The organism is Paraburkholderia sp. Tr-20389 (assembly GCF_017104565.1).
GTDB lineage: Bacteria > Pseudomonadota > Gammaproteobacteria > Burkholderiales > Burkholderiaceae > Paraburkholderia.
Genome location: NZ_JAAGPD010000019.1, coordinates 93,245 through 113,365, shown reverse-complemented (window position 1 = coordinate 113,365; position 20,121 = coordinate 93,245). Strand labels below are relative to the sequence as shown.

Sequence of the window (20,121 nt, the reverse complement as noted above, 5' to 3'; positions counted from 1 at the left end):
CCGGACCGCGCTCTACCTGTCTCAAGCCTCGGCGTAGAAGCGCTCGCGCAATTCCGTGATGCCGAGCGTTTCCAGCACTTCGTTGAGCCGCTCGGCAGGGCGCCGGCGCGGCAAATCTTTATAGGTCGCGATGATCAGCTCGTTTTTCATCGAGTGCTCCCAGCCGACCAGTTCCGTCACGTTCACCTGATAACCGTGCGCCTCCAGTTGCAGGCAGCGGAGCACATTGGTGATCTGGCTGCCGAACTCGCGCGTATGCAGCGGATGCCGCCAGATTTCCGTCAGCGCGTTGCCGAGCGACTTGCCCTTGTTCTTGCGCAGCACGCCCGCCACTTCCGCCTGACAGCACGGAACGACGACGATGTATTTCGCATGTTTTTCCAGTGCGAAGCGGATTGCATCGTCGGTGGCCGTATTGCACGCGTGCAAAGCCGTGACGATGTCGATGTTCGGCGGAAGTTTGTCCGATGCAATCGACTCGGCTACAGAAAGATTAAGAAACGACATACCCTTGAAGCCTAGGCGCTCCGCCAGCTCCTCCGACTTCGACACGAGTTCCTCGCGCGTCTCAATGCCGTAGATATGCGAGTTATCGCGCAGTTCCTTGAAGAACAGGTCGTAGAGAATAAAGCCGAGATAGGACTTGCCCGCGCCGTGATCGATGAGGGTTAGTTCACCTTTCGTTTCTTTCAGGTCTTTGAGCAAGGGCTCGATGAACTGAAACAGGTGATAGACCTGCTTGAGCTTGCGGCGGCTGTCCTGGTTCATCTTGCCGTCGCGCGTAAGGATATGGAGCTCTTTAAGCAGTTCGACGGATTGATTAGGACGGACTTCGTAGGATTTGCTGGACATCGAATGAGCACGCCACCGATTGCATCGCGAACGTGCGTCAGGTGACGGAAAAAGGGAAAAGTGTCTGTCAGTTTACCCAAAGCGCGAAGGACGGTCCCGATTCTTACGCGTCGACGGCGACACCCTTGCCCCGCCTGGAACGTTTCCTGCACGGAACCGTCGATTTCTAGCCGGCTGGGAAACGTGTCGCATGGCAGTCGTCTGTTGCAAGTCTGAAGGAATCTGACGGCTTGCAGGATGCATGAAGAATGACAAGCTACCGGTTGCTGCGAGCGTCGCGATACGCCGGTACGCGTGGGGGAGGTCGGGCCGGAGCACCGGTTCGAACGTTACGTAACCTGAAGCGCACCGGGACTGAAACGAAGCGCGCTCAGATCTGATGAGGCGGCAAATGGAAACGACACCCAACGGAAACGCCGAGCAGAAGTTTCAGGAGCTCATGGCGAAGCTGCTGGCCACGCCCGAGTGGACGGAGAAGCAGCAACTGGAACTCGAAATGGCGCGCGACATCTCGGTCGAGATGCTGCGTCTCGCGGAAGCCATGCGCGACGGCAGCGTCGACATGGAGACGTGCCTCACCCTGCTCAAATACGCGAAAGTGCTGGACTTCGTGATGACGACGCTCGCGTCGCGCCGCGACATCAAACCCCAGACGCTGCGCGTGATCTTCAAACTGGCCGGGCTCAAGGTCGACGAGGCCTATCCGGGCTGATTCCACGGACGGCTGCGCGACGCGCTCGCGTAGCCGATCCATGCGCTGTTCATTGCGGCTCGCGTTGCCGCTCGTGGACGGCTTTGGTTTTTCGCCCCTTCTCCCGCGCGGCTGCGAATGCCGCGCTCTCCTTGCTAGCGCTTCGAACGCGTCCTCAGCCGCTCTGCATGCCGTGGCGTCGTCGCATGCTTCGGGCGCTTTCAGCGTCGCCAGTCAAGCGGCAGCGGGCGCACCGAGCGGCGGCGTGCCGTCGTGGAACATCGACTTCAGCTGCGCGCGCAGTTCGGGCGAATCGCTGTGCTTGTGCGCCTGGATCGCGTGCGCGACGGCGGCTTCGAGCAGTTCGTTTTCCGAATCGGCGCACAAGGCGACGGTGCAGTTGATGTCGCTCGGGCATTCACGGCAATCGATGTATTTGCGGCCCATGACAGACTCCTCGATCAAAGGCGTCGCGCGCAATACGTGCGCTGACGTGGCCTCACCAAGTTCCGCTCGAGGCTCGGGCAGCGGCTGGATGCGTGAGTTGTGCGCGGCAGTGCGGCGCGAGTGCGCCGGGAAACGAAGGTGGGTAAGAAAAGTATAGGTCGCATGACGGTCGTTTCCTGGTCCCATAGCGGCCGTCTGCTGATCGCGTGTGGCCCGTTTGCCCCGCTCCCGGGCCGGTGGGACAATACCGGCCTTCGCGCCGAACGCGCTTTCCACCATTCATCGTCCACTTTCCATCGATGTCGAACTCGCCCGATCTCACCGCGAATCACGTCCGCGTCGCTGTCATCGGCGGCGGCCCTGCGGGGCTGATGGCCGCCGAAGCGCTGGCTCGCGGCGGCGTGCGTGTCGACGTGTACGACGCCATGCCGTCCGTCGGCCGCAAGTTTCTGATGGCGGGCAAAGGCGGCATGAACATCACGCATTCGGAGCCGATCGAGCCGTTTCTCGACCGCTACGGCAAGCGCCGCGCCGACATCGCGCCGCTGCTCGACGTGTTCGGGCCCGAAGCGCTGCGTGGCTGGCTCGACGCACTGGGCGTCGCGACGTTCGTCGGCAGTTCAGGGCGCGTGTTTCCGACCGACATGAAGGCCGCACCGATGTTGCGCGCGTGGCTACATCGGCTTCGCGAAGCGGGCGTGCAGTTCCACATGCGACACAAGTGGATTGGCTGGTGTGCGTCCGGGTCATCCGATGACCACGGCTTGCGTTTCACGACGCCCGACGGCGAGCGCGAAGTGACGGCTGACGCCGTCGTGTTCGCGTTGGGCGGCGGCAGTTGGGCGCGCCTCGGCTCCGATGCCGCCTGGGTTCCGCTGATGCAGCAACGCGAGATTCCCATCGCGCCTCTCCTGCCGACCAACTGTGGCTTCGACGCCGACTGGACCGACTACTTCCGCGATCGCTACGCGGGCCAGCCGGTGAAGCCGGTTTCGATCGCCGTCGAAGGCGTGGACGGCACGGTCCAGCTTCGACAAGGGGAGTTCGTCGTGACGTCGACGGGGATCGAGGGAAGTCTCGTGTATGCGATGTCTTCGACGATCCGCGACCGCCTTCTGGCTGACCGTGACGTGACCATACGGCTCGATCTCGCGCCGGGTCTGAGCGCGCAACGCGTGATCGACGAAGTGACGCGGCCGCGCGGCTCGCGCTCGATGTCGAGCCATCTGCATAGCCGCATCGGCATCACGGGCGTGAAGCTGGGCTTGCTGCACGAGTGCGTGTCGAAGGACGATTTCACCGATGCCGTGAAGCTCGCACAAGCGATCAAGTCCCTGCCGTTGCGGCTGACACGCACGCGGCCCATCGACGAGGCAATCAGCAGCGCGGGCGGCATCCCGTTCGAAGCGCTCGATGATGCGTTGATGCTTCGCCAGTTACCGGGCGTGTTCTGCGCGGGCGAGATGCTCGACTGGGAAGCACCGACGGGCGGTTATCTGCTGACCGCGTGCTTCGCGAGCGGCCTCGTGGCGGGCAACGGCGCGTCGGCCTACGTCCGGAACGACTGACCCGCCGACTCGCGCCTCACTTGGCCTTGAGCCGCCAAAGCGATGTGATTTCAGCCACGCGCGCCGCATGCAGCGGATCCGAAGCGTCGGTCGACTTCGGATGCCGCGGCTTGATGTCCTCTCTCCCGGCAACTGTCAAACCCGCGCTATCGATGGCCGCGAGCAGCCAGTCGTGCGTGCGCATGCCAAGATGCTCCGCGAAGTCCGACAGGATCAGCCAGCCTTCGCCGCCCGGTTCGAGATGAGCGGCGAGTCCGTTCAGAAAGCCCAGCAGCATGCGGTTTTCGTAGTCGTACACGGCGTTTTCGATCGGCGACGCCGGCCGCGCCGGCAGCCACGGCGGATTGCAGACGACCAGCGGCGCCCGTCCATCGGGGAACAGGTCCGCTGCGATCAGATCGACCTGTTCGCTGTAGCCAAGCCGCGTCAGATTTTCTTCGGCGCACGCGAGCGCGCGCGGATCCTGATCCGTCGCGACGATGCGTTTGACGCCCCGTTTCGCAAGCACCGCCGACAGGACGCCCGTCCCGACGCCGATATCAAAAGCGAGTTCCTGCGACGGCAACGGCGCCCGCGCGACGAGATCCACATACTCGCCTCGCACGGGTGAAAACACGCCGTAGTGCGGATGGATGCGCTCCGCCAGCGCGGGAATCTCGACGCCCTTTTTGCGCCACTCATGCGCACCGATCAGGCCGAGCAGTTCGCGCAGCGAGACCACGGAGGCTTCCTGTGCCGACGGCCCGTAGACCTCTTCACACGCCTGCTGAACGTTGGGCGCGCGGCGCAACGGAATCGTGTAGTCGCCTTCGAGCGGAATCAGCAGCATGCCGAGCGTGCGTGCGCGCTGCGATTGCGCCTGCCGGTGCAGATTGAAGGCATCGAGCGGACTGGCGGCCTGCTTGCGCGGCTTGCGTTCGAGGCGACGCGTCATCGCCTGCAGCAACTGACGCGCGTTCTGGAAATCGCCACGCCACAGGAGCGCCGTGCCTTCGCACGCGAGGCGATAGGCGGCGTCGGCAGTCGTGCGATCGTCTGCGATCACGACGCGCTTCGCGGGCGGCACAGCGGCCTCCGAGCGCCAGCGGGCGGAGCGCGGGCCGTCGGCTTCGGGCCAGGTGAGAGTGGGTTGATCGGTCATGAGTGCGGAGTGTGGTGCGAAAGGCGAGGCATGGACGCATGCATCGCGCGGATTCGCTTCGATCTTCGTATTGTATTGAACGTTCCAGCGATGCCGCGCTTCGGCGGTCGCAACGCTTCGCTCGGTACGGAGCCGCGGAACGCCCCAAAAGCAAAACGGGCCACGCGTTGCCGCGTGGCCCGTTTCTTGATGCTGGCGCCGGCTGCAGGACTCGAACCCGCCACCTCATGATTACAAGTCAAGCGCTCTACCTGATGAGCTAAGCCGGCCTTGAGTCCGCGATTCTACTTCATTTCACGACTTTGAGGTGGCCTCTTCCACCACCTTTCGATCCATCGTCGTCGGGGGCCGGGCCTTCATCCGTTTCACTGACTTTTTCAGCCGCCGCCGCAGGCGCCGCTTCCGGCGCTTCCTCGATCACGGCTTCATTGTCCTCGGAATCCGTCGCCTCGCCGCCTGCCGACTCGACCGGGAACGCCATGCCCTGACCGTTCTCTCGCGCATAAATGGCAAGCACGTTGGCGACAGGCACCTCGATCTTGTGCGACTTGCCGGAGAAACGGGCGTGAAACTCGATCCACTCGTTGCCCATCTGCAGCTGGCTCGTCGCCTCGAAACTGATGTTCAACACGATCTCGTTGTCGCGCACGAACTGGCGCGGCACGCGCGTCTGGTTGTCGACACGCACCGCGATATGCGGCGTATAGCCGTTATCGGTACACCATTCGTACAGCGCGCGCAGCAGGTACGGTTTCGTGGAAATCTCTTGCATCAACTGTCCTCGTGCCGGGCTGGCGCGCGAACCAGAACGTAACGCCGCGCGCCGTACCCGAAGCCAATCTCAAACTCAGCGGCGCATCACCTTTTCCGACGGCGTCAGCGCTTCGATATAGGCCGGACGGCTGAAAATACGCTCGGCGTACTTCATCAGCGGCGCGGCGTTCTTCGACAGTTCGATGCCGTAGTGATCCAGACGCCACAACAGCGGCGCGATCGCGACGTCGAGCATCGAGAACTCTTCGCCGAGCATGTACTTGTTCTTCAGGAAGATCGGCGCGAGCTGCGTGAGGCGGTCGCGGATCGCGAGGCGCGCCTTTTCGTGGTTCTTCTCGGCTGCCTTGCCCTTCTCGTTTTCGAGCGTGCCGACGTGGACGAACAACTCTTTCTCGAAGTTCAGCAGAAACAGACGCGCACGGGCACGCTGGACGGGATCAGCCGGCATCAGTTGCGGATGCGGGAAGCGTTCGTCGATGTACTCGTTGATGATGTTCGATTCGTACAGGATCAGATCCCGTTCGACGAGGATCGGCACCTGGCCATACGGATTCATCACGGCGATGTCTTCCGGTTTGTTGAACAGGTCGACGTCGCGGATTTCGAAGTCCATGCCCTTTTCGAACAACACCAGCCGGCAGCGCTGGGAGAACGGGCAAGTTGTGCCGGAATACAGAACCATCATGTTTGCGTTTCCTCAAAAAACTTAAAGGGCCAGCGAGCGGGAAAAACCGTCATGCAGGTCTTCCCTTGCGCCGGCCCCACACCAGTTACGGCGTGACTATTTGATATCTTTCCAGTACGCGGCGTTCAGTCGCCAGGCGAAAAAGCTCAGAACGCCCAGGAACAGCAGCACCCAGACGCCAAGCTGACGACGGGTTTTCTGCGTCGGTTCGGACATCCATGACAGGTACGACACGAGGTCGGCCACAGCAGAATCATAATCTACCGGCGACATCGTCCCCGGCGTGACCTGCTGGTATCCCACGAATTTCTTGACCTTTTCCTTCGTGTGTTCGTCGATGTCGTCTTCGAACTTCGCCGTTCTCTGCCCCTGAAGCTGCCACAGCACGTGAGGCATGCTCACGTTCTCGTACACCATATTGTTCCAGCCGGTCGGCCGTGTGTCATCGCGGTAGAAACTGCGCAAATACGTGTACAGCCAGTCACGGTTCCTGGCCCGCGCTTCCACCGACAGATCTGGCGGCGTCGCGCCGAACCACGCTTTCGCGTCGTCGGGCCGCATTGCGACCGTCATCGTGCTGCCGACCTTATCTGCCGTGAACAGCAGGTTCTTTTCAATTTCCTTCTGCGAAATGCCGATATCCTGCAATCGGCTGTACCGCATCAGGTTCGCGCTGTGGCAATTCAGGCAGTAGTTTACAAACAATTGGGCGCCATGCTGCAACGAGGCAATATTCTCCGCGTTGTCGGGCGCACGGTCGAGCGGAAACTCGCCTTCCGCGCGTGCAGGCGTTGCGGACAGCGCCAGCACGGTTGCACCGAGCAGCGCGAGCGTCGAAAGCAGTTTTTTCATCTTCGTTTTCTCCTGGCTCGCGGTTAGTGGGGTTTGAACCGCACTCGTTCGGGCGGCTGCTTGAACTTGCCAAGCGGCGTCCAGAACGGCATGCCGAGGAAAAACGCGAAGTAGACCAGCGCGCAAATCTGCGCGATCAGCGTGGCAGCAGGCGATGGCGGTTTCGTGCCGAGGAACGCCAGCGTCAGGAAAGCCAGCACGAAGATCGCGTAAAACACCTTGTGGAAAAACGGCCGGTAGCGGATCGATTTGACGGGCGACCGGTCGAGCCACGGCAGGAAGAACAGCGACACCACCGCGCTGCCCATCACCACGACACCCCAGAATTTCGACTCGGTGAACGCCATCGCGAGAATCACGAGCACGGCGAGCACGGGCAGGCCGAGCTTCCACTTGCCGCGCGCGCGGATCAGCGCGAACAGGCCGAGCAGGCCGATCACGGTCATCAGCACGATCTTGAACGGGTCGGTGGTCGCGCGCAGCATCGCGTAGAACGCGGTGAAATACCAGACGGGCGCGATTTCGGGCGGCGTCTGCAGCGGATTGGCAGGGACGAAGTTGTTCGATTCGAGGAAATAGCCGCCCATCTCCGGTGCGAAGAAGATGATCGCCGCGAACACCATCAGGAACACGCACACGCCCATGAAGTCGTGCACCGAGTAGTACGGGTGGAACGGGATGCCGTCGAGCGGGATACCCTTCGCGTCCTTCTTTGCCTTGATCTCGATGCCGTCCGGGTTGTTCGAGCCCACTTCATGCAGCGCGACGATGTGCGCGACCACGAGCAGCAGCAGCACCAGAGGAATCGCGATCACGTGGAACGCGAAGAAGCGGTTCAGCGTGACGTCGGACACGACGTAGTCGCCGCGAATCCACAGCGACAGGTCCGGACCGATGAACGGGATCGCCGAGAACAGGTTCACGATCACCTGCGCGCCCCAGTACGACATCTGGCCCCACGGCAGCAGATAGCCAAAGAACGCCTCGGCCATCAGGCACAGGAAAATCGCGCAGCCGAAGATCCATACCAGCTCGCGCGGCTTGCGATACGAGCCGTACAGCAGGCCGCGAAACATGTGCAGATACACGACGACGAAGAACATCGACGCGCCCGTGGAGTGCATGTAGCGGATCAGCCAACCCCACGGCACCTCGCGCATGATGTACTCGACCGAGGCGAACGCGAGCGTCGCATCGGGCTTGTAGTTCATCGTGAGGAAAATGCCGGTGACGATCTGGTTGACCAGCACCAGCAGCGCGAGCGAACCGAAGAAGTACCAGAAGTTGAAGTTCTTCGGCGCGTAGTACTCGGAGACATGGGCCTTCCAGGTCGCCGTCAGCGGAAAGCGGCGATCGATCCAGCCCGTAAGACCCGTCGTTTCTACCTCTTTTTCGGTCGTCGCCATTACGCTTCTCCTTTCTCGTCCTTGCCGATCACGAGCGTGTTGCCCGTGATCATGTAAGGCGGGATATCGAGGTTTTGCGGCGCAGGTTTGTTCTTGAAGACGCGGCCGGCCATGTCATAGGTCGAACCGTGGCACGGACAGAGAAAGCCGCCCGGCCAGTCGTCGGGCAGGTTCGGCTGCGCGCCTTCCTGGAAACGCGGGGTCGGCGTACAGCCCAGATGGGTGCACACCGCAACGGCAACGAAAAGGTTCTTGTGGTCGGCGCGCGAGCGGAACTCGTTCTTGCAGTAGTCCGGCTCGGGCATCGAAAAGGGATTCTTGCTTTCCGGATCGGCGACTTCCTTGTCGGCCTTCTGAACGTCGGCCAGCATCTTGTCGGTGCGATTGATGATCCAGACGGGCTTGCCGCGCCAGGCGACGGTGAGCATGTCGCCGGGCTTCAGATTGGAGATATCGACTTCAACGGGGGCACCCGCCGCCTTGGCTTTCTCGGATGGTGCAAACGAACTAACAAAGGGTACGACGGTGGCGACTCCTCCGATGCCACCTGCTACGGTCGTCGCAATCAGCCAGCTACGGCGGCCGCCATCGACGCGTTCATCTTCCTTGTCTCGCATCACACGCCCCACTTCTGAGTTGGATTTTTCCTTCACGTCGGGTCTACCGCCGCTAGTTTGCTCGAATGGAGTCGCCATTTACAAGGGCCGATTGCCAAAAACCGTGCGAAGTCATTGATAAATCAGGGTTTCCCCGCACGAATCGCAAACTTTTTTGCGGCTTTTATTAAGCATTTCCTCCAGTTTTCAAACCTTTTGATCGCGTAATCCGGCCGATATTCAAACCGGGTTGTGAATATCGATAAACAGGTGTTCGAGTTCGAACTGCTCGGACAGATGCGCGCCCAGCGCCTGCACGCCGTAGCGCTCGGTGGCGTGATGGCCCGCGGAGATGAACGCGACGCCGCTTTCCGCCGACATATGCGTGACCGGCTCGGAAATCTCGCCCGTCAGGTAAACGTCCGCCCCCGCTTCGATAGCTGCCTCGAAGTAGCCCTGCGCGGCGCCCGTGCACCACGCGACGCGGCGCAGATTCTTGTCGGGGTCACCCAGTACGAGCGGCGTGCGGCCCAGCGTCTGCTCGACCTCCGCGCTGAAATGCGCGAGCGTGATCGACATGGGCAGCGTGCTCATCCAGCCGATGTCGTTGTCGCCGAAGCGGCCATCGGGAATCAGACCGAACTTCGCGCCGAGCTGCGCATTGTTGCCGTAGAGGGGATGATCGTCGAGCGGCAGATGGAACGCGAACAGGTTCAGATCGTTCGCGAGCAGCGCCTTCAGCCGGTGATATTTGCGGCCCGTGACCTGCGGCGCTTCGTTGCGCCAGAAGTAGCCGTGATGGACGAGAACGGCGTCGGCGCCCCACTCCAGCGCCGCTTCCAGAAAGGCCAGCGAGGCCGTCACACCCGTCGCGATTTTGTCGATTTTGCGCCGGCCTTCGACTTGCAGACCGTTCGGGCAATAGTCCTTGAAGCGCGAGGTTTCAAGGAGATTGTTCAAGTACAATTCGAGTTCGATCCGATCCATATACACCTCTAATTTTCAGATGCTCAGACGCTTTTGGCTGTTCTTCGCCCAGGCGGTGACCGTGCTGCTGGCGCTGATGTTCATCATTGCGACCCTCAAACCGCAGTGGCTGCAACGTCAAGGGCAGTTCGGCAAGCAACTGGCCGAGCCGATCGTCGCGCTCCGAGAGGTGGCACCCGGAATGGGCAGCGGCGGCTCGGTCCAGAATTCCTACGCCGACGCGGCGCAAAAGGCGATGCCCGCCGTCGTCAACGTGTTCTCCAGCAAGGACGGCTCGCTTCCGCCGGATCCGCGCGCCAAAGACCCTCTCTTCCGCTACTTCTTCGGCGACAAGAACAAAAAGCAGCAGCAAGAGCAACCCGCGGCCAACCTCGGCTCGGGAGTTATCGTGAGTTCGGAAGGTTACATTCTAACGAACCAGCATGTCGTCGATGGCGCGGATCAGATCGAAATCGCGCTCGCCGACGGCCGCACGACTAATGCGAAGGTGATCGGCGTCGATCCCGAGACCGATCTGGCCGTGCTCAAGGTCAATATGACCAACCTGCCCACGATCACGCTCGGCCGCATGGACCAGACGCGCGTCGGCGATGTGGTGCTCGCGATCGGCAATCCGTTCGGCGTCGGGCAGACGGTGACGATGGGTATCGTCAGCGCGCTGGGCCGCAATCACCTCGGCATCAACACGTTCGAAAACTTCATCCAGACCGACGCGCCGATCAATCCCGGCAATTCGGGCGGTGCGCTGGTCGACGTGAACGGCAATCTGCTCGGCATCAACACGGCGATCTATTCGCGCTCCGGCGGCTCGCTGGGCATCGGCTTCGCGATTCCCGTGTCGACCGCGCGCAGCGTGCTGGAAAGCATCATCACGACGGGCACGGTGACGCGCGGCTGGATCGGCGTCGAGCCACAGGATGTGACGCCGGAAATCGCCGAATCGTTCGGGCTGGATCAGAAATCGGGCGCGATCGTCGCGGGCGTACTGAAAGGCGGCCCTGCCGACAAGGCCGGCATCAAGCCCGGCGACATTCTGGTGTCGGTCAACGGTCAGGACATCACCGATACGACGCGCCTCCTGAACGTGATCGCGCAGATCAAGCCAGGCACTGACGCGAAGGTGCATCTGGTGCGCAAGAACAAGGAAATGGATCTGACGGTGATGATCGGCAAGCGCCCGCCGCCGCCGAAGCAGCCTTCGGACGAAGGCGACGACGAAGACGGCGGTTGAAGTCTGGTTGCACGGTTCAGGCCGCGCACGCAAGCAAAAAGGGCAGTCTCCAACGGAGCACTGCCCTTTTTGTTGCTGCCTGACCGTATGCGTATGCGTATGCGGTTCAGGAAAAACCGCGCTTTCGACAACGGCGGCTAACTCGCCGCGTTCTCTTCGTTTTCCGCGGTCGCGACCGGCTTGCTGACGAAGAGCCGTGCAGCGATGATGCCCGCCTCGTACAGCACGATAAGCGGGATCGCGAGGATCAGCTGCGAGAACACGTCCGGCGGCGTCACCACAGCCGAAATCACGAACGCGCCGACGATCACGTACGGGCGGATTTCCTTGAGCTTTTTGATGGTCAGCACGTTCATGCGTACGAGCAACACGACGACGATCGGCACTTCGAACGTCACGCCGAAGGCGATGAACATCGTCAGCACGAAGCTCAGGTAGTTGTCGATATCCGTTGTCATCTCCGCGCCTAGCGGCGCGTTGTAGTGCGCCATCACGCGGAAGATGGTTGGAAACACGACGAAGTACGCGAACGCCATGCCGCACAGGAACAGCGTGTAGCTGCTGCCGACCAGCGGCCCGACCAGCTTCTTCTCGTGCTGATACAGCCCCGGCGCGACGAACGCCCAGATCTGATACAGCACGATCGGCAACGCGATCACGAACGCGACAAGCATCGTCACCTTCATCGGCACGAAGAACGAGCCGGTGACGTCGGTGACGATCATCTTGCCGTCCTTCGGCAGATTGTTCATCAGCGGGCGCGCGAGCAGCCGGAAGATGTCGGGTGCCCAGTAGACGAGCCCGACGAACACGACGATCACCGCAATACCGGCGCGGATGATGCGGTCGCGCAGTTCGACGAGATGCGAGATGAAGGTCTCTTCAGCGCCTTCGTTCTGGTTTTGGGGGTCGCTCACACCGGCCCTCGGTTGGAGTTTGATGCACGGGACATCGGAAGATCAGAAGAAGCGTGTCGGCCGACGCAGGCTGACAGGCGTATGCCGTGCGACGCGCGCCGCGCCCGACTGCACGCGGGTGCGCCGCGAAACTGCGCGCTTGTACCAGGTCGGCGTAGCCGTCTGCTTGACGCGCCAGTTCTTGCGTTTCGACGCAGCAGCATTCGAGCGGCGCCACGACGTGCCGTCTGTTCCAGCGGAAGAAATGTCCGTGGCGGAGGCAAGGTCTTCCGTCGCGCCGCCCGCGATGCTCGGCGACACCGACGTGCCTTGCGACCACGCCTCGTTCAGTTCGGTTTCGTGCTTGCGCAGGTTGTCGTGAATCGTGGTCTCGACGTTTTGCGCCGCCGACTCGAACTCGGTCTTCATGCGGCGCAATTCGTCGAGTTCGATTTCACGCGTGACTTCGGCCTTCACGTCGTTGATATAGCGTTGCGCGCGGCCGAATAGCGCGCCCGCCGTGCGGGCCACGCGCGGCAAGCGCTCAGGCCCGAGCACGACCAGCGCGACCACGCCGATCAACGCCATCTTGGTCAAACCGAGGTCCAGCATGGATTGGGCTTCCCGTCAGTGCGCGCGTGTCAGCGCAAGCTCGGCTGGCGCCGGATTAGCGGGAATCGCCGGAATGCGGCGCCTTTTCCTTTGCGTCGACATCGACGGTGTTCGTGCGCGACAGCTGGTCACGCTGCTGTCCTTCGGGCGTTTCGCCGTCCTTCATGCCTTCCTTGAAGCCCTTCACCGCGCCGCCCAGATCGCTGCCGATATTGCGCAGCTTCTTCGTGCCGAACACCAGAGCGACGATCAGCAAAACGATCAGCCAATGCCAAATACTCAACGAACCCATAAAAATCTCCTTAACCCCCGCCGTCGTACTTGAGCGACGGCAACTGTGTGCCTTGCGGCCTGAACCGGAGCGCCTCGTCGGACGCGCCCCATTTGCGATACTACCGCCGGCGCCCGTTTATTGCGCCGGAACCCTCGGTCCCATTATGGACACGTCTGCGAGTCGATGTCGTTACATCCCTACATAAAATAACGACCTCGCAGCGCCGGGCCTGCCATTGTGCGCAGTCAAAAAGCGGATGCGGCGAATCTTTGTCGATCGGCTTCATGGCCGGCATTGGTGACGCGGCCAGTCAGCCGCCCTTGCCCCGACCTGCGCCGGCGGCGCTTAGCCCATCCTCAGCCACGGGCGCGGTCCCGCCAGCAGATGCGCGTGCAAGTGATAGACCTCCTGACCGCCGCCCGGCCCGGTATTGATGACCGTGCGGAAACCCGTCTGGCCGCCCTTGTACGCGACGCCGAGCTGGTCGGCGAGACGTGCAACCAATATCAACATTTTACCAAGCAGGACGGAATCGCTTTCCGTGCAATTGGACAGCGTTTCTATGTGTTTTCGCGGAATCACGAGCACATGCGTTTCGGCTGCGGGGCGGATGTCGCGGAACGCGACGAACTCGTCGTCTTCATGGACTTTCGTCGACGGGATCTCGCCCGCGGCGATCTTGCAGAAAAGGCAGTTCGGATCGTGGCTCATGGTCTTCGTGGACAGCGGGCGCGGTGCGCGCCCGATGCAGCGTGGGTCAGAACCAGCCGCGCGGATTCGTCAGCGGCTTGTTGTCGTACAGATACAGCCAGCCTTTGATGATACGGTACAACGTCCAGATCGCGACAGCCCACAGGATGGGCACGCCGATCAGCACGATGAAGAGCGCGACGCCGATCAGATGGCCGATCAGCCCCATCCAGAACGTGCGGATCTGCCAGTCGAAATGCTGCTCGTACGGCGTGCCGACGGTCTCCGGCCGCTTGATGTAATTGAGGATGATCGCGACCAGCACCGAGATGCCGCCCGTCAGCCAGTACACGGCATAGAGCGCGTAGATGATGTGCGTCAGCGTGCGCAGGCTGCGCTGCCGATCGATCTCGACTGAGCTTTGATACGACGGTGGCGGGTAACCGCCGTGCGACTGTTCCATGCTTGCGTCCTCCTCGAGGGTGCCAGTGGATGCCAATTGCAATGTCGTGCCGACAGCGGATTTTTCAAGCCTGCCGGTTGGTGCGTCGGCGGTTGGTCCTCGCACTCGCAGTGCGAAACATCCGCCTGCGCCCGCTCAGTCGCCGTTCTGCTCGCGCTCTCGGCTCTTGCGCAACGCCTTTTCTTCGATGCCTGACAGGCCTTCGCGGCGCGCCAGTTCGGCGATCACGTCCGCGGGGCTCAAGTCGAAGTGCGACAGCATGACGAGGCAATGAAACCAGAGATCGGCCGTTTCGCTGACAAGCGCCTTGCGCTCCGCGCCGAGGCGCACGTCCTTCGCGGCCAGCACGACTTCCGTGGCTTCCTCGCCGATCTTCTTCAATACCGCGTCGTCGCCCTTGTGAAAGAGGCGCGAGACGTACGAAACATCGGGATCGCCGCCCTTGCGGCTGTCGATGACGGCTGCGAGGCGCAGAAGCGTGTCGCCCGTCGATTGCGTATCTTGCGTCATTTGTAGATGTGTTCGGGGTCTTTCAGCACGGGATCGACGGCAACCCAGTTGCCGGAATCGACCGAGCCTTCGAATTTCTGGAAAAAGCACGAATGCCGGCCGGTGTGACACGCGATACCCGACACCTGCTCGACTTTCAGCAGCACGACGTCTTCGTCGCAATCGAGCCGCACTTCATGAACGTGCTGCACGTGGCCCGACTCCTCGCCCTTGAACCACAGACGCTGACGCGAGCGCGAAAAATAGACCGCGCGGCCCGTTTCGATCGTCTTCGACAGCGCCTCGCGGTTCATCCACGCGAACATCAGCACGTCGTTCGTCGACGCTTCCTGCGCGATCACGGGCACGAGGCCGTTCGCGTCCCACTTCACCTTGTCGAGCCAGCCGACTTCAGACGGATTGACCACGTTACAACCTCACCGAAATGCCCTGATCGGCCATGAAGCGCTTGCACTCGCCAACCGTGTGCTCGCCATAATGGAAGATGCTCGCGGCCAGCACGGCGTCCGCGCGGCCTTGCGTGATGCCGTCGGCGAGATGCTGCAGCGAGCCAACGCCGCCCGACGCGATCACGGGAATCGACACCGCGTCCGACACCGCACGCGTCAGCGCGATGTCGAAGCCGCTCTTCGTGCCGTCGCGATCCATGCTGGTCAGCAGGATTTCTCCCGCGCCGAGTTCGGCCATCTTGCGCGCCCATTCGACGGCGTCGAGCCCCGTGTTCTTGCGGCCGCCATGCGTGAAGACTTCCCAGCGCGGTGTCTCGCCTTCGGCGGACACGCGCTTCGCGTCGATCGCGACGACGATGCATTGCGAGCCGTATTTGTCCGTCGAATCGCGCACGAGCTGCGGATTCGCGACTGCCGACGAATTCATGCTGACCTTGTCCGCGCCCGCGTTCAGCAGACGCCGGACGTCTTCGACCGCGCGCACGCCGCCACCGACGGTAAGCGGAATGAACACCTGCGAGGCGACGGCTTCGATGATCGGCAGGATCAGGTCGCGCTGGTCGGAGGTGGCCGTGATATCGAGGAAGGTGAGTTCGTCGGCGCCCTGCTCGTCGTAGCGGCGCGCGATTTCGACGGGATCGCCCGCATCGCGCAACTCGACGAAATTGACGCCCTTGACCACGCGGCCAGCCGTGACGTCCAGACAGGGAATGATGCGTTTAGCTAAAGCCATGATCTTGCTAGTTCTTGCCAATACCGCTGGTGAGGCCGTCCGCCCGTGAATGATTCGCAGGAGAACGGCGCAAGGCCGGCACGCCGGGCGCTCTTCATCGCACCCTACGCTGCTGGCATGAGGTCAGCAGCGCTGGATGCGCAGTGAACAGGCGCTCAGGCGTCGTCCGATTCGCGCAAGCGATCCGCGTGCGTCTGCGCCGCGGCGAAGTCCAGGTCGCCCGAATAGATCGCGCGGCCGCAGATCACGCCTTCGATCCCTTCGTCTTCCACTTCGCACAGCGCTTCGATGTCGCCCATGTTGGACAGGCCGCCGCTCGCGATCACGGGAATCTTCACCGAGCGCGCGAGGCGCACCGTCGCCTCGATATTGATGCCCTGAAGCATGCCGTCGCGGCCGATGTCCGTGTAGATGATCGACTCGCAGCCATAGTCCTCGAACTTGCGCGCGAGATCGGCGACTTCGTGGCCCGTCAGCTTGCTCCAGCCGTCGGTGGCCACCTTGCCGTCCTTCGCGTCGAGGCCGACGATGATATGGCCGCCGAACGCCGTGCAAGCTTCGAGCAGGAAGCCCGGGTTCTTCACCGCCGCCGTGCCGATGATCACGTACTCGAGGCCGTCATCCAGATAGCGTTCGATCGTGTTCAGATCGCGGATGCCGCCGCCCAGCTGCACGGGAATTTCGCCGCCGACTTCTTCGATGATCGCGCGAATCGCGTCTTCGTTCTTCGGCTTACCGGCAAATGCGCCATTCAGGTCGACGAGGTGCAGGCGACGCGCGCCGCGATCGACCCAATGTCGGGCCATCACCGCCGGTTCCTCGTGGAAAATCGTCGCCTGGTCCATATCGCCTTGTTTGAGGCGTACACACTGACCGTCTTTCAGGTCGATGGCGGGGATCAGCAGCATAGCAATCGGGTGTTGTCAGGGAAAAAAGTTGAAGTTCGGCTGGCGGGAAAACCGTCTGCGGCCCGCGCCAGGCCGTTCCGCTAGTTTAGTACATGTCTTTCGGCGACCTTGCCAACGTTCTTCACATGCGTGTGCATGCGAGCGGGGCGAGGGACGGGGAAGGAAAACATGGACCGTTAAGGAGATGAATGCCGGGACTGACGGCAGTGATCAGGGATTCCAGTGCACGAAGTTGCGATACACTCGCAGGCCCGCGTCGGCGCTCTTTTCCGGGTGGAATTGGGTCGCGAAAATGTTATCCCGCGCCACCGCCGAGGTAAAGGGCACGCCGTACACCGTTTCGCCCGAAGTATGCGCGGCGTTTTCAGGCACGACGTAGTAACTGTGCACGAAGTAGAAGAACGCGTTGTCCGCGACACCGTCCCACAGCGGGTGCGGCTGCGCCTGACGGACACGGTTCCAGCCCATCTGCGGCACCTTGAAGCGCGAGCCGTCGTCCTGCAACTGGCCTTCCAGATCGAATCGCACCACCTTGCCGGGCAGCAGCCCGAGACCGTTGGTGTCGCCTTCCGCGCTCCAGTCGAACAGCATCTGCTCACCGACGCACACGCCCATCAGCGGCTTGTTGCGCGACGCTTCGATCACTGCTTCCTGCAAACCGGATTCGCCGAGCGAGCGCATGCAGTCGGGCATCGCGCCCTGGCCGGGCAGCACCACGCGGTCTGCCGCGCGGATCGCTTCGGGCTTGTCGACGATCGCCACGTCCGCTTCCGGTGCGGCTTTCTTCAACGCCTGGGCAACCGAACGCAGGTTGCCCATTCCGTAATCCACAATAGCTATCGAAGTTTTCATTTCAAGTTAGGCAGCAACGCCTTTAATCCGTTGACGATGAACTCCACCGCCAGCGCCGACAACATCAAACCCATCAACCGCGTGCCGATATTGATTCCCGTCCGACCGACCCAGCGGGCAATCGGTTCAGCAAGACTCAGCGATCCGAAACACAGCGCCGCAATCACTGCACCAATGGCGATCAGACTAATCCGCTCGTACCAATGAGGATAGCTGGCCGAATAGACAAGGACGGTACTGATCGAGCCCGGCCCTGTCAGCAGCGGAATCGCCAGCGGCACGACGGCGATGTTGTCCTTCATTTCGGCTTCGTGCCGCTCTTCCGGCGTCGAGCGGGCGTTGCCGACCTGCGCGTTCAGCATGCTGATCGACATCAGCAACATGATGATGCCGCCGCCTACTTCAAGCGCGCCGATCGAAATCCCGAAGAAGCGGATGATCTGCTGCCCCAGCAAGGTCGACACGGCGATCACGCAGAACACCGAAATCGATGCGACGCGAATGGTACGGCGCTGCTCGGCGATCGATTGCTGCGACGTCAGACTCAGAAAAAACGGTATGGCGCCGACGGGATTGATCAGCGCGAGCAGCGAAATAAACGACTTGATGATATCCATCGCAAGCCGGACGCGCGCGACGCGGCCGGTCCCAGTGGTGACGGTTGGTCGCGCAGTGAGTCGTTTAGAGGCTGCCCTTGGTCGACGGAATCTGCCCCGCCGCACGTTCGTCGAGTTCGGTGGCCATGCGCAATGCACGACCGAACGCCTTGAACACCGTTTCCATCTGATGATGCGCGTTCAGTCCGCGCAGGTTGTCGATATGCAGCGTGACACCCGCATGATTCACGAAGCCGCGGAAAAATTCGATGGAGAGATCGACGTCGAACGTGCCGATACGCGCGCGCGTGAACGGCACGTGAAATTCGAGGCCCGGACGGCCGGAAAAATCGATCACGACACGCGACAGCGCTTCGTCGAGCGGCACGTAAGAATGACCGTAGCGGCGAATGCCCTTCTTGTCGCCGACGGCCTTCGCGATGGCTTGACCGAGCGTAATGCCGACGTCTTCGACGGTATGGTGGTCGTCGATATGCGTATCGCCATGCGCTTCGATGTCCAGATCGATCAGCCCGTGGCGGGCGATCTGGTCGAGCATGTGATCGAGGAACGGCACGCCCGTGGCCAGCTTTTGCTGACCGGTGCCGTCCAGGTTGATCTTCACACGGATCTGCGTTTCGCTGGTGTTGCGAACGACTTCCGCAAGGCGCATGGCAATTCCTCGAATCTGACTTTAAAAAGTATTGGGTTGGAAAAGTGCCGCTTTCAGTTCAGCACGAGTTTCAGTGCAGCGAGCATCTGGGCGTTTTCTTCCGGCGAACCGACCGTCAAACGCACGCAATTCGCGAGCAATGGGTGCATTTTACTCACGTTTTTGATCAAAACCCGCGCTGTGAGCAGGGTTTCGAACGTCGCCGATGCATCCGGCACGCGCACCAGCAGGAAATTACCCGCGCTCGGGAACACTTCTGCGCCCGGCAGCGCGGCCACGGCCTGCGCCAGCTTCGTGCGCTCCGCACGCAGTTGCGCGGCCTGTGCGTCGAGCACGTCAACGTGATCGAGCAGGAAATCGGCCGTCGCCTGCGTGAGCACGTTGATGTTGTAGGGCGGGCGCACCTTGTCGAGTTCGTTGATCCATTCCGTGCGGCCGGCCATGTAGCCAAGACGGATGCCCGCGAGCCCCAGCTTCGACACGGTGCGCATCACGACGACGTTGTCGAACTCGCCCGCGCGCGGCATCCAGCTTTGCTGCGCGAACGGCTGATACGCCTCGTCGATCACGACGAGGCTTCGGTTCGCCGCGGCAATGATGCGTTCGATGGCGGCGGCGTCGTAAAGCGTGCCCGTCGGGTTGTTCGGATACGCAAGATAGATGACGGCCGGTTGATGCTCGGCGATCGCGGCGAGCATGGCTTCCGTATCGAGCGTGAGATCCGCATTCAGCGGCACGCCGACGAACTCCATGTTCGCGAGCTTCGCCGACATCGCGTACATCACGAAGCCCGGCACGGGCGCCAGCACCTTCGCGCCCGGCGTCGCGCAGGCCATCGAAATCATGCTGATCAGTTCGTCCGAACCATTGCCGAGCAGTACTTCGCAATTCTCCGGCACGTTCATCACGCGCTTGAGCTTGTCGAGCAGCGCCTGGGGACGCGGCGCCGGATAACGGTTCAACGCGACGCCCGCCAGATGCTCGCCGAGCTGCGCAGCGAGCGCTTCGGGCAGCGGAAACGGATTCTCCATCGCGTCGAGCTTCACGAGGCCCGTCGCGTCGGCAACGGGATAACTCGTCATCGCGAGCACGTCGCGGCGAATGATGTCTTGTGGTGTCGTCATGGCGTGGGGGCGCGCCTCTCGCAGCAGGTGGCGCAATTGGGGCGACTCGCGGCCGCCCCGGGTTGAACTCTCTGTCTTTCGTGAAGACGTTCGTGAAAACGTCGGCCGTCT

The 20,121-nt window shown here is 61.9% G+C and carries 25 protein-coding genes and 1 tRNA gene; 3 read left to right on the top strand and 23 right to left on the bottom strand.

What is annotated here, in order from left to right; all coding sequences use genetic code 11:
- Positions 1-21: 21 nt before the first annotated feature.
- Entirely contained in the window at positions 22-852 is an 831-nt protein-coding gene (locus G3N95_RS19560; RefSeq protein ID WP_205971710.1) for an SAM-dependent methyltransferase, read from the bottom strand.
- 391 nt (positions 853-1,243) lie between these two features.
- On the opposite strand from G3N95_RS19560, the gene G3N95_RS19555 reads away from it, so the two are divergent.
- On the top strand, positions 1,244-1,564 hold the full coding sequence (locus tag G3N95_RS19555; protein WP_205971709.1) for a DNA-binding protein: 321 nt from the start codon (positions 1,244-1,246) through the stop codon (positions 1,562-1,564).
- A gap of 213 nt (positions 1,565-1,777) precedes the next feature.
- On the opposite strand, the gene G3N95_RS19550 is transcribed toward G3N95_RS19555, so the two are convergent.
- On the bottom strand, positions 1,778-1,990 hold the full coding sequence (locus G3N95_RS19550) for a DUF1059 domain-containing protein (RefSeq protein ID WP_205971755.1): 213 nt from the start codon (positions 1,988-1,990) through the stop codon (positions 1,778-1,780).
- Between the two features lie 299 nt (positions 1,991-2,289).
- Between G3N95_RS19550 and G3N95_RS19545 the strand changes: the two genes are divergently transcribed.
- Positions 2,290-3,558 (top strand): TIGR03862 family flavoprotein, encoded by a 1,269-nt coding sequence (locus G3N95_RS19545; protein ID WP_205971708.1) that lies wholly within the window; start codon positions 2,290-2,292, stop codon positions 3,556-3,558.
- Between the two features lie 16 nt (positions 3,559-3,574).
- Here the strand turns inward: G3N95_RS19545 and G3N95_RS19540 are convergent, their stop codons facing one another.
- The 8 genes from G3N95_RS19540 to G3N95_RS19505 all read right to left on the bottom strand — a co-directional run bounded on the left by G3N95_RS19540 (position 3,575) and on the right by G3N95_RS19505 (position 9,999).
- The gene (locus tag G3N95_RS19540) at positions 3,575-4,699 is read right to left on the bottom strand and encodes a class I SAM-dependent methyltransferase (protein WP_205971707.1); all 1,125 of its coding nucleotides are present in this window, start codon (positions 4,697-4,699) and stop codon (positions 3,575-3,577) included.
- A 193-nt stretch (positions 4,700-4,892) separates the two neighbouring features.
- Positions 4,893-4,968 (bottom strand) — tRNA-Thr (locus G3N95_RS19535).
- Between the two features lie 20 nt (positions 4,969-4,988).
- A complete protein-coding gene (locus G3N95_RS19530) occupies positions 4,989-5,471 on the bottom strand; it encodes a ClpXP protease specificity-enhancing factor (protein WP_205971706.1) in 483 nt (160 codons plus the stop codon).
- A gap of 75 nt (positions 5,472-5,546) precedes the next feature.
- Positions 5,547-6,158 carry a glutathione S-transferase N-terminal domain-containing protein gene (locus G3N95_RS19525; protein WP_006052302.1) on the bottom strand — a complete coding sequence of 204 codons (612 nt, stop codon included), beginning with the start codon at positions 6,156-6,158 and terminating at the stop codon, positions 5,547-5,549.
- A 96-nt stretch (positions 6,159-6,254) separates the two neighbouring features.
- The gene (locus G3N95_RS19520; RefSeq protein ID WP_205971705.1) at positions 6,255-7,010 is read right to left on the bottom strand and encodes a cytochrome c1; all 756 of its coding nucleotides are present in this window, start codon (positions 7,008-7,010) and stop codon (positions 6,255-6,257) included.
- Between the two features lie 23 nt (positions 7,011-7,033).
- Positions 7,034-8,416, bottom strand: coding sequence for a cytochrome bc complex cytochrome b subunit (locus G3N95_RS19515; RefSeq protein WP_205971704.1), 1,383 nt, complete (start codon positions 8,414-8,416; stop codon positions 7,034-7,036).
- Positions 8,416-9,033, bottom strand: coding sequence for a ubiquinol-cytochrome c reductase iron-sulfur subunit (gene petA / locus G3N95_RS19510; RefSeq protein WP_205971703.1), 618 nt, complete (start codon positions 9,031-9,033; stop codon positions 8,416-8,418). Before petA ends, G3N95_RS19515 begins: the two co-directional genes overlap by 1 nt.
- Positions 9,034-9,252: 219 nt before the next feature.
- Complete coding sequence (locus G3N95_RS19505; protein WP_205971702.1) at positions 9,253-9,999, bottom strand: Nif3-like dinuclear metal center hexameric protein; 747 nt, start codon at positions 9,997-9,999, stop codon at positions 9,253-9,255.
- Between the two features lie 19 nt (positions 10,000-10,018).
- Here G3N95_RS19505 and G3N95_RS19500 point away from each other — a divergent pair, with 19 nt between their 5' ends.
- Positions 10,019-11,230 (top strand): Do family serine endopeptidase, encoded by a 1,212-nt coding sequence (locus G3N95_RS19500; RefSeq protein ID WP_012402115.1) that lies wholly within the window; start codon positions 10,019-10,021, stop codon positions 11,228-11,230.
- A 137-nt stretch (positions 11,231-11,367) separates the two neighbouring features.
- Here G3N95_RS19500 and tatC read toward each other — a convergent pair whose 3' ends face one another.
- The 13 genes from tatC to hisC all read right to left on the bottom strand — a co-directional run bounded on the left by tatC (position 11,368) and on the right by hisC (position 20,010).
- On the bottom strand, positions 11,368-12,147 hold the full coding sequence (gene tatC / locus G3N95_RS19495) for a twin-arginine translocase subunit TatC (RefSeq protein ID WP_205971701.1): 780 nt from the start codon (positions 12,145-12,147) through the stop codon (positions 11,368-11,370).
- Positions 12,148-12,189: 42 nt separating this feature from the next.
- Entirely contained in the window at positions 12,190-12,738 is a 549-nt protein-coding gene (gene tatB, locus G3N95_RS19490) for a Sec-independent protein translocase protein TatB (protein ID WP_205971700.1), read from the bottom strand.
- Positions 12,739-12,793: 55 nt separating this feature from the next.
- Positions 12,794-13,030, bottom strand: coding sequence for a Sec-independent protein translocase subunit TatA (tatA, locus tag G3N95_RS19485; RefSeq protein WP_012402118.1), 237 nt, complete (start codon positions 13,028-13,030; stop codon positions 12,794-12,796).
- Between the two features lie 327 nt (positions 13,031-13,357).
- A complete protein-coding gene (locus G3N95_RS19480) occupies positions 13,358-13,723 on the bottom strand; it encodes a histidine triad nucleotide-binding protein (RefSeq protein WP_205971699.1) in 366 nt (121 codons plus the stop codon).
- A gap of 46 nt (positions 13,724-13,769) precedes the next feature.
- On the bottom strand, positions 13,770-14,165 hold the full coding sequence (locus G3N95_RS19475; RefSeq protein WP_012402120.1) for a membrane protein: 396 nt from the start codon (positions 14,163-14,165) through the stop codon (positions 13,770-13,772).
- A gap of 135 nt (positions 14,166-14,300) precedes the next feature.
- Positions 14,301-14,675 (bottom strand): phosphoribosyl-ATP diphosphatase, encoded by a 375-nt coding sequence (locus G3N95_RS19470; RefSeq protein WP_205971698.1) that lies wholly within the window; start codon positions 14,673-14,675, stop codon positions 14,301-14,303.
- On the bottom strand, positions 14,672-15,082 hold the full coding sequence (hisI, locus tag G3N95_RS19465) for a phosphoribosyl-AMP cyclohydrolase (protein WP_205971697.1): 411 nt from the start codon (positions 15,080-15,082) through the stop codon (positions 14,672-14,674). Before hisI ends, G3N95_RS19470 begins: the two co-directional genes overlap by 4 nt.
- A 1-nt stretch (position 15,083) precedes the next feature.
- Entirely contained in the window at positions 15,084-15,857 is a 774-nt protein-coding gene (gene hisF / locus G3N95_RS19460; protein ID WP_205971696.1) for an imidazole glycerol phosphate synthase subunit HisF, read from the bottom strand.
- Positions 15,858-16,012: 155 nt separating this feature from the next.
- Complete coding sequence (gene hisA / locus G3N95_RS19455) at positions 16,013-16,765, bottom strand: 1-(5-phosphoribosyl)-5-[(5-phosphoribosylamino)methylideneamino]imidazole-4-carboxamide isomerase (protein WP_205971695.1); 753 nt, start codon at positions 16,763-16,765, stop codon at positions 16,013-16,015.
- 210 nt (positions 16,766-16,975) lie between these two features.
- Positions 16,976-17,617 carry an imidazole glycerol phosphate synthase subunit HisH gene (gene hisH / locus G3N95_RS19450; RefSeq protein ID WP_205971694.1) on the bottom strand — a complete coding sequence of 214 codons (642 nt, stop codon included), beginning with the start codon at positions 17,615-17,617 and terminating at the stop codon, positions 16,976-16,978.
- Complete coding sequence (locus tag G3N95_RS19445) at positions 17,614-18,234, bottom strand: MarC family protein (protein ID WP_205971754.1); 621 nt, start codon at positions 18,232-18,234, stop codon at positions 17,614-17,616. The genes hisH and G3N95_RS19445 overlap by 4 nt, the downstream gene beginning before the upstream one ends.
- Before the next feature lie 64 nt (positions 18,235-18,298).
- Entirely contained in the window at positions 18,299-18,886 is a 588-nt protein-coding gene (gene hisB, locus G3N95_RS19440) for an imidazoleglycerol-phosphate dehydratase HisB (protein WP_028367589.1), read from the bottom strand.
- A gap of 53 nt (positions 18,887-18,939) precedes the next feature.
- On the bottom strand, positions 18,940-20,010 hold the full coding sequence (gene hisC / locus G3N95_RS19435; protein WP_205971693.1) for a histidinol-phosphate transaminase: 1,071 nt from the start codon (positions 20,008-20,010) through the stop codon (positions 18,940-18,942).
- Between the last annotated feature and the right edge of the window lie 111 nt (positions 20,011-20,121).

Bases quoted from the DNA above. Each gene is read 5' to 3' on its own strand.
- hisB (WP_028367589.1), bottom strand. From the start codon at position 18,886: ATGCGCCTTGCGGAAGTCGTTCGCAACACCAGCGAAACGCAGATCCGT.
- G3N95_RS19520 (WP_205971705.1), bottom strand. From the start codon at position 7,010: ATGAAAAAACTGCTTTCGACGCTCGCGCTGCTCGGTGCAACCGTGCTG.
- G3N95_RS19505 (WP_205971702.1), bottom strand. From the start codon at position 9,999: ATGGATCGGATCGAACTCGAATTGTACTTGAACAATCTCCTTGAAACC.
- tatA (WP_012402118.1), bottom strand. From the start codon at position 13,030: ATGGGTTCGTTGAGTATTTGGCATTGGCTGATCGTTTTGCTGATCGTC.
- G3N95_RS19470 (WP_205971698.1), bottom strand. From the start codon at position 14,675: ATGACGCAAGATACGCAATCGACGGGCGACACGCTTCTGCGCCTCGCA.
- G3N95_RS19540 (WP_205971707.1), bottom strand. From the start codon at position 4,699: ATGACCGATCAACCCACTCTCACCTGGCCCGAAGCCGACGGCCCGCGC.
- G3N95_RS19500 (WP_012402115.1), top strand. From the start codon at position 10,019: ATGCTCAGACGCTTTTGGCTGTTCTTCGCCCAGGCGGTGACCGTGCTG.
- G3N95_RS19550 (WP_205971755.1), bottom strand. From the start codon at position 1,990: ATGGGCCGCAAATACATCGATTGCCGTGAATGCCCGAGCGACATCAAC.
- G3N95_RS19555 (WP_205971709.1), top strand. From the start codon at position 1,244: ATGGAAACGACACCCAACGGAAACGCCGAGCAGAAGTTTCAGGAGCTC.
- G3N95_RS19525 (WP_006052302.1), bottom strand. From the start codon at position 6,158: ATGATGGTTCTGTATTCCGGCACAACTTGCCCGTTCTCCCAGCGCTGC.
- hisH (WP_205971694.1), bottom strand. From the start codon at position 17,617: ATGAAAACTTCGATAGCTATTGTGGATTACGGAATGGGCAACCTGCGT.
- hisC (WP_205971693.1), bottom strand. From the start codon at position 20,010: ATGACGACACCACAAGACATCATTCGCCGCGACGTGCTCGCGATGACG.
- G3N95_RS19515 (WP_205971704.1), bottom strand. From the start codon at position 8,416: ATGGCGACGACCGAAAAAGAGGTAGAAACGACGGGTCTTACGGGCTGG.
- G3N95_RS19480 (WP_205971699.1), bottom strand. From the start codon at position 13,723: ATGAGCCACGATCCGAACTGCCTTTTCTGCAAGATCGCCGCGGGCGAG.
- G3N95_RS19545 (WP_205971708.1), top strand. From the start codon at position 2,290: ATGTCGAACTCGCCCGATCTCACCGCGAATCACGTCCGCGTCGCTGTC.
- tatB (WP_205971700.1), bottom strand. From the start codon at position 12,738: ATGCTGGACCTCGGTTTGACCAAGATGGCGTTGATCGGCGTGGTCGCG.
- hisF (WP_205971696.1), bottom strand. From the start codon at position 15,857: ATGGCTTTAGCTAAACGCATCATTCCCTGTCTGGACGTCACGGCTGGC.
- G3N95_RS19530 (WP_205971706.1), bottom strand. From the start codon at position 5,471: ATGCAAGAGATTTCCACGAAACCGTACCTGCTGCGCGCGCTGTACGAA.
- G3N95_RS19475 (WP_012402120.1), bottom strand. From the start codon at position 14,165: ATGGAACAGTCGCACGGCGGTTACCCGCCACCGTCGTATCAAAGCTCA.
- G3N95_RS19445 (WP_205971754.1), bottom strand. From the start codon at position 18,234: ATGGATATCATCAAGTCGTTTATTTCGCTGCTCGCGCTGATCAATCCC.
- hisA (WP_205971695.1), bottom strand. From the start codon at position 16,765: ATGCTGCTGATCCCCGCCATCGACCTGAAAGACGGTCAGTGTGTACGC.
- petA (WP_205971703.1), bottom strand. From the start codon at position 9,033: ATGCGAGACAAGGAAGATGAACGCGTCGATGGCGGCCGCCGTAGCTGG.
- G3N95_RS19560 (WP_205971710.1), bottom strand. From the start codon at position 852: ATGTCCAGCAAATCCTACGAAGTCCGTCCTAATCAATCCGTCGAACTG.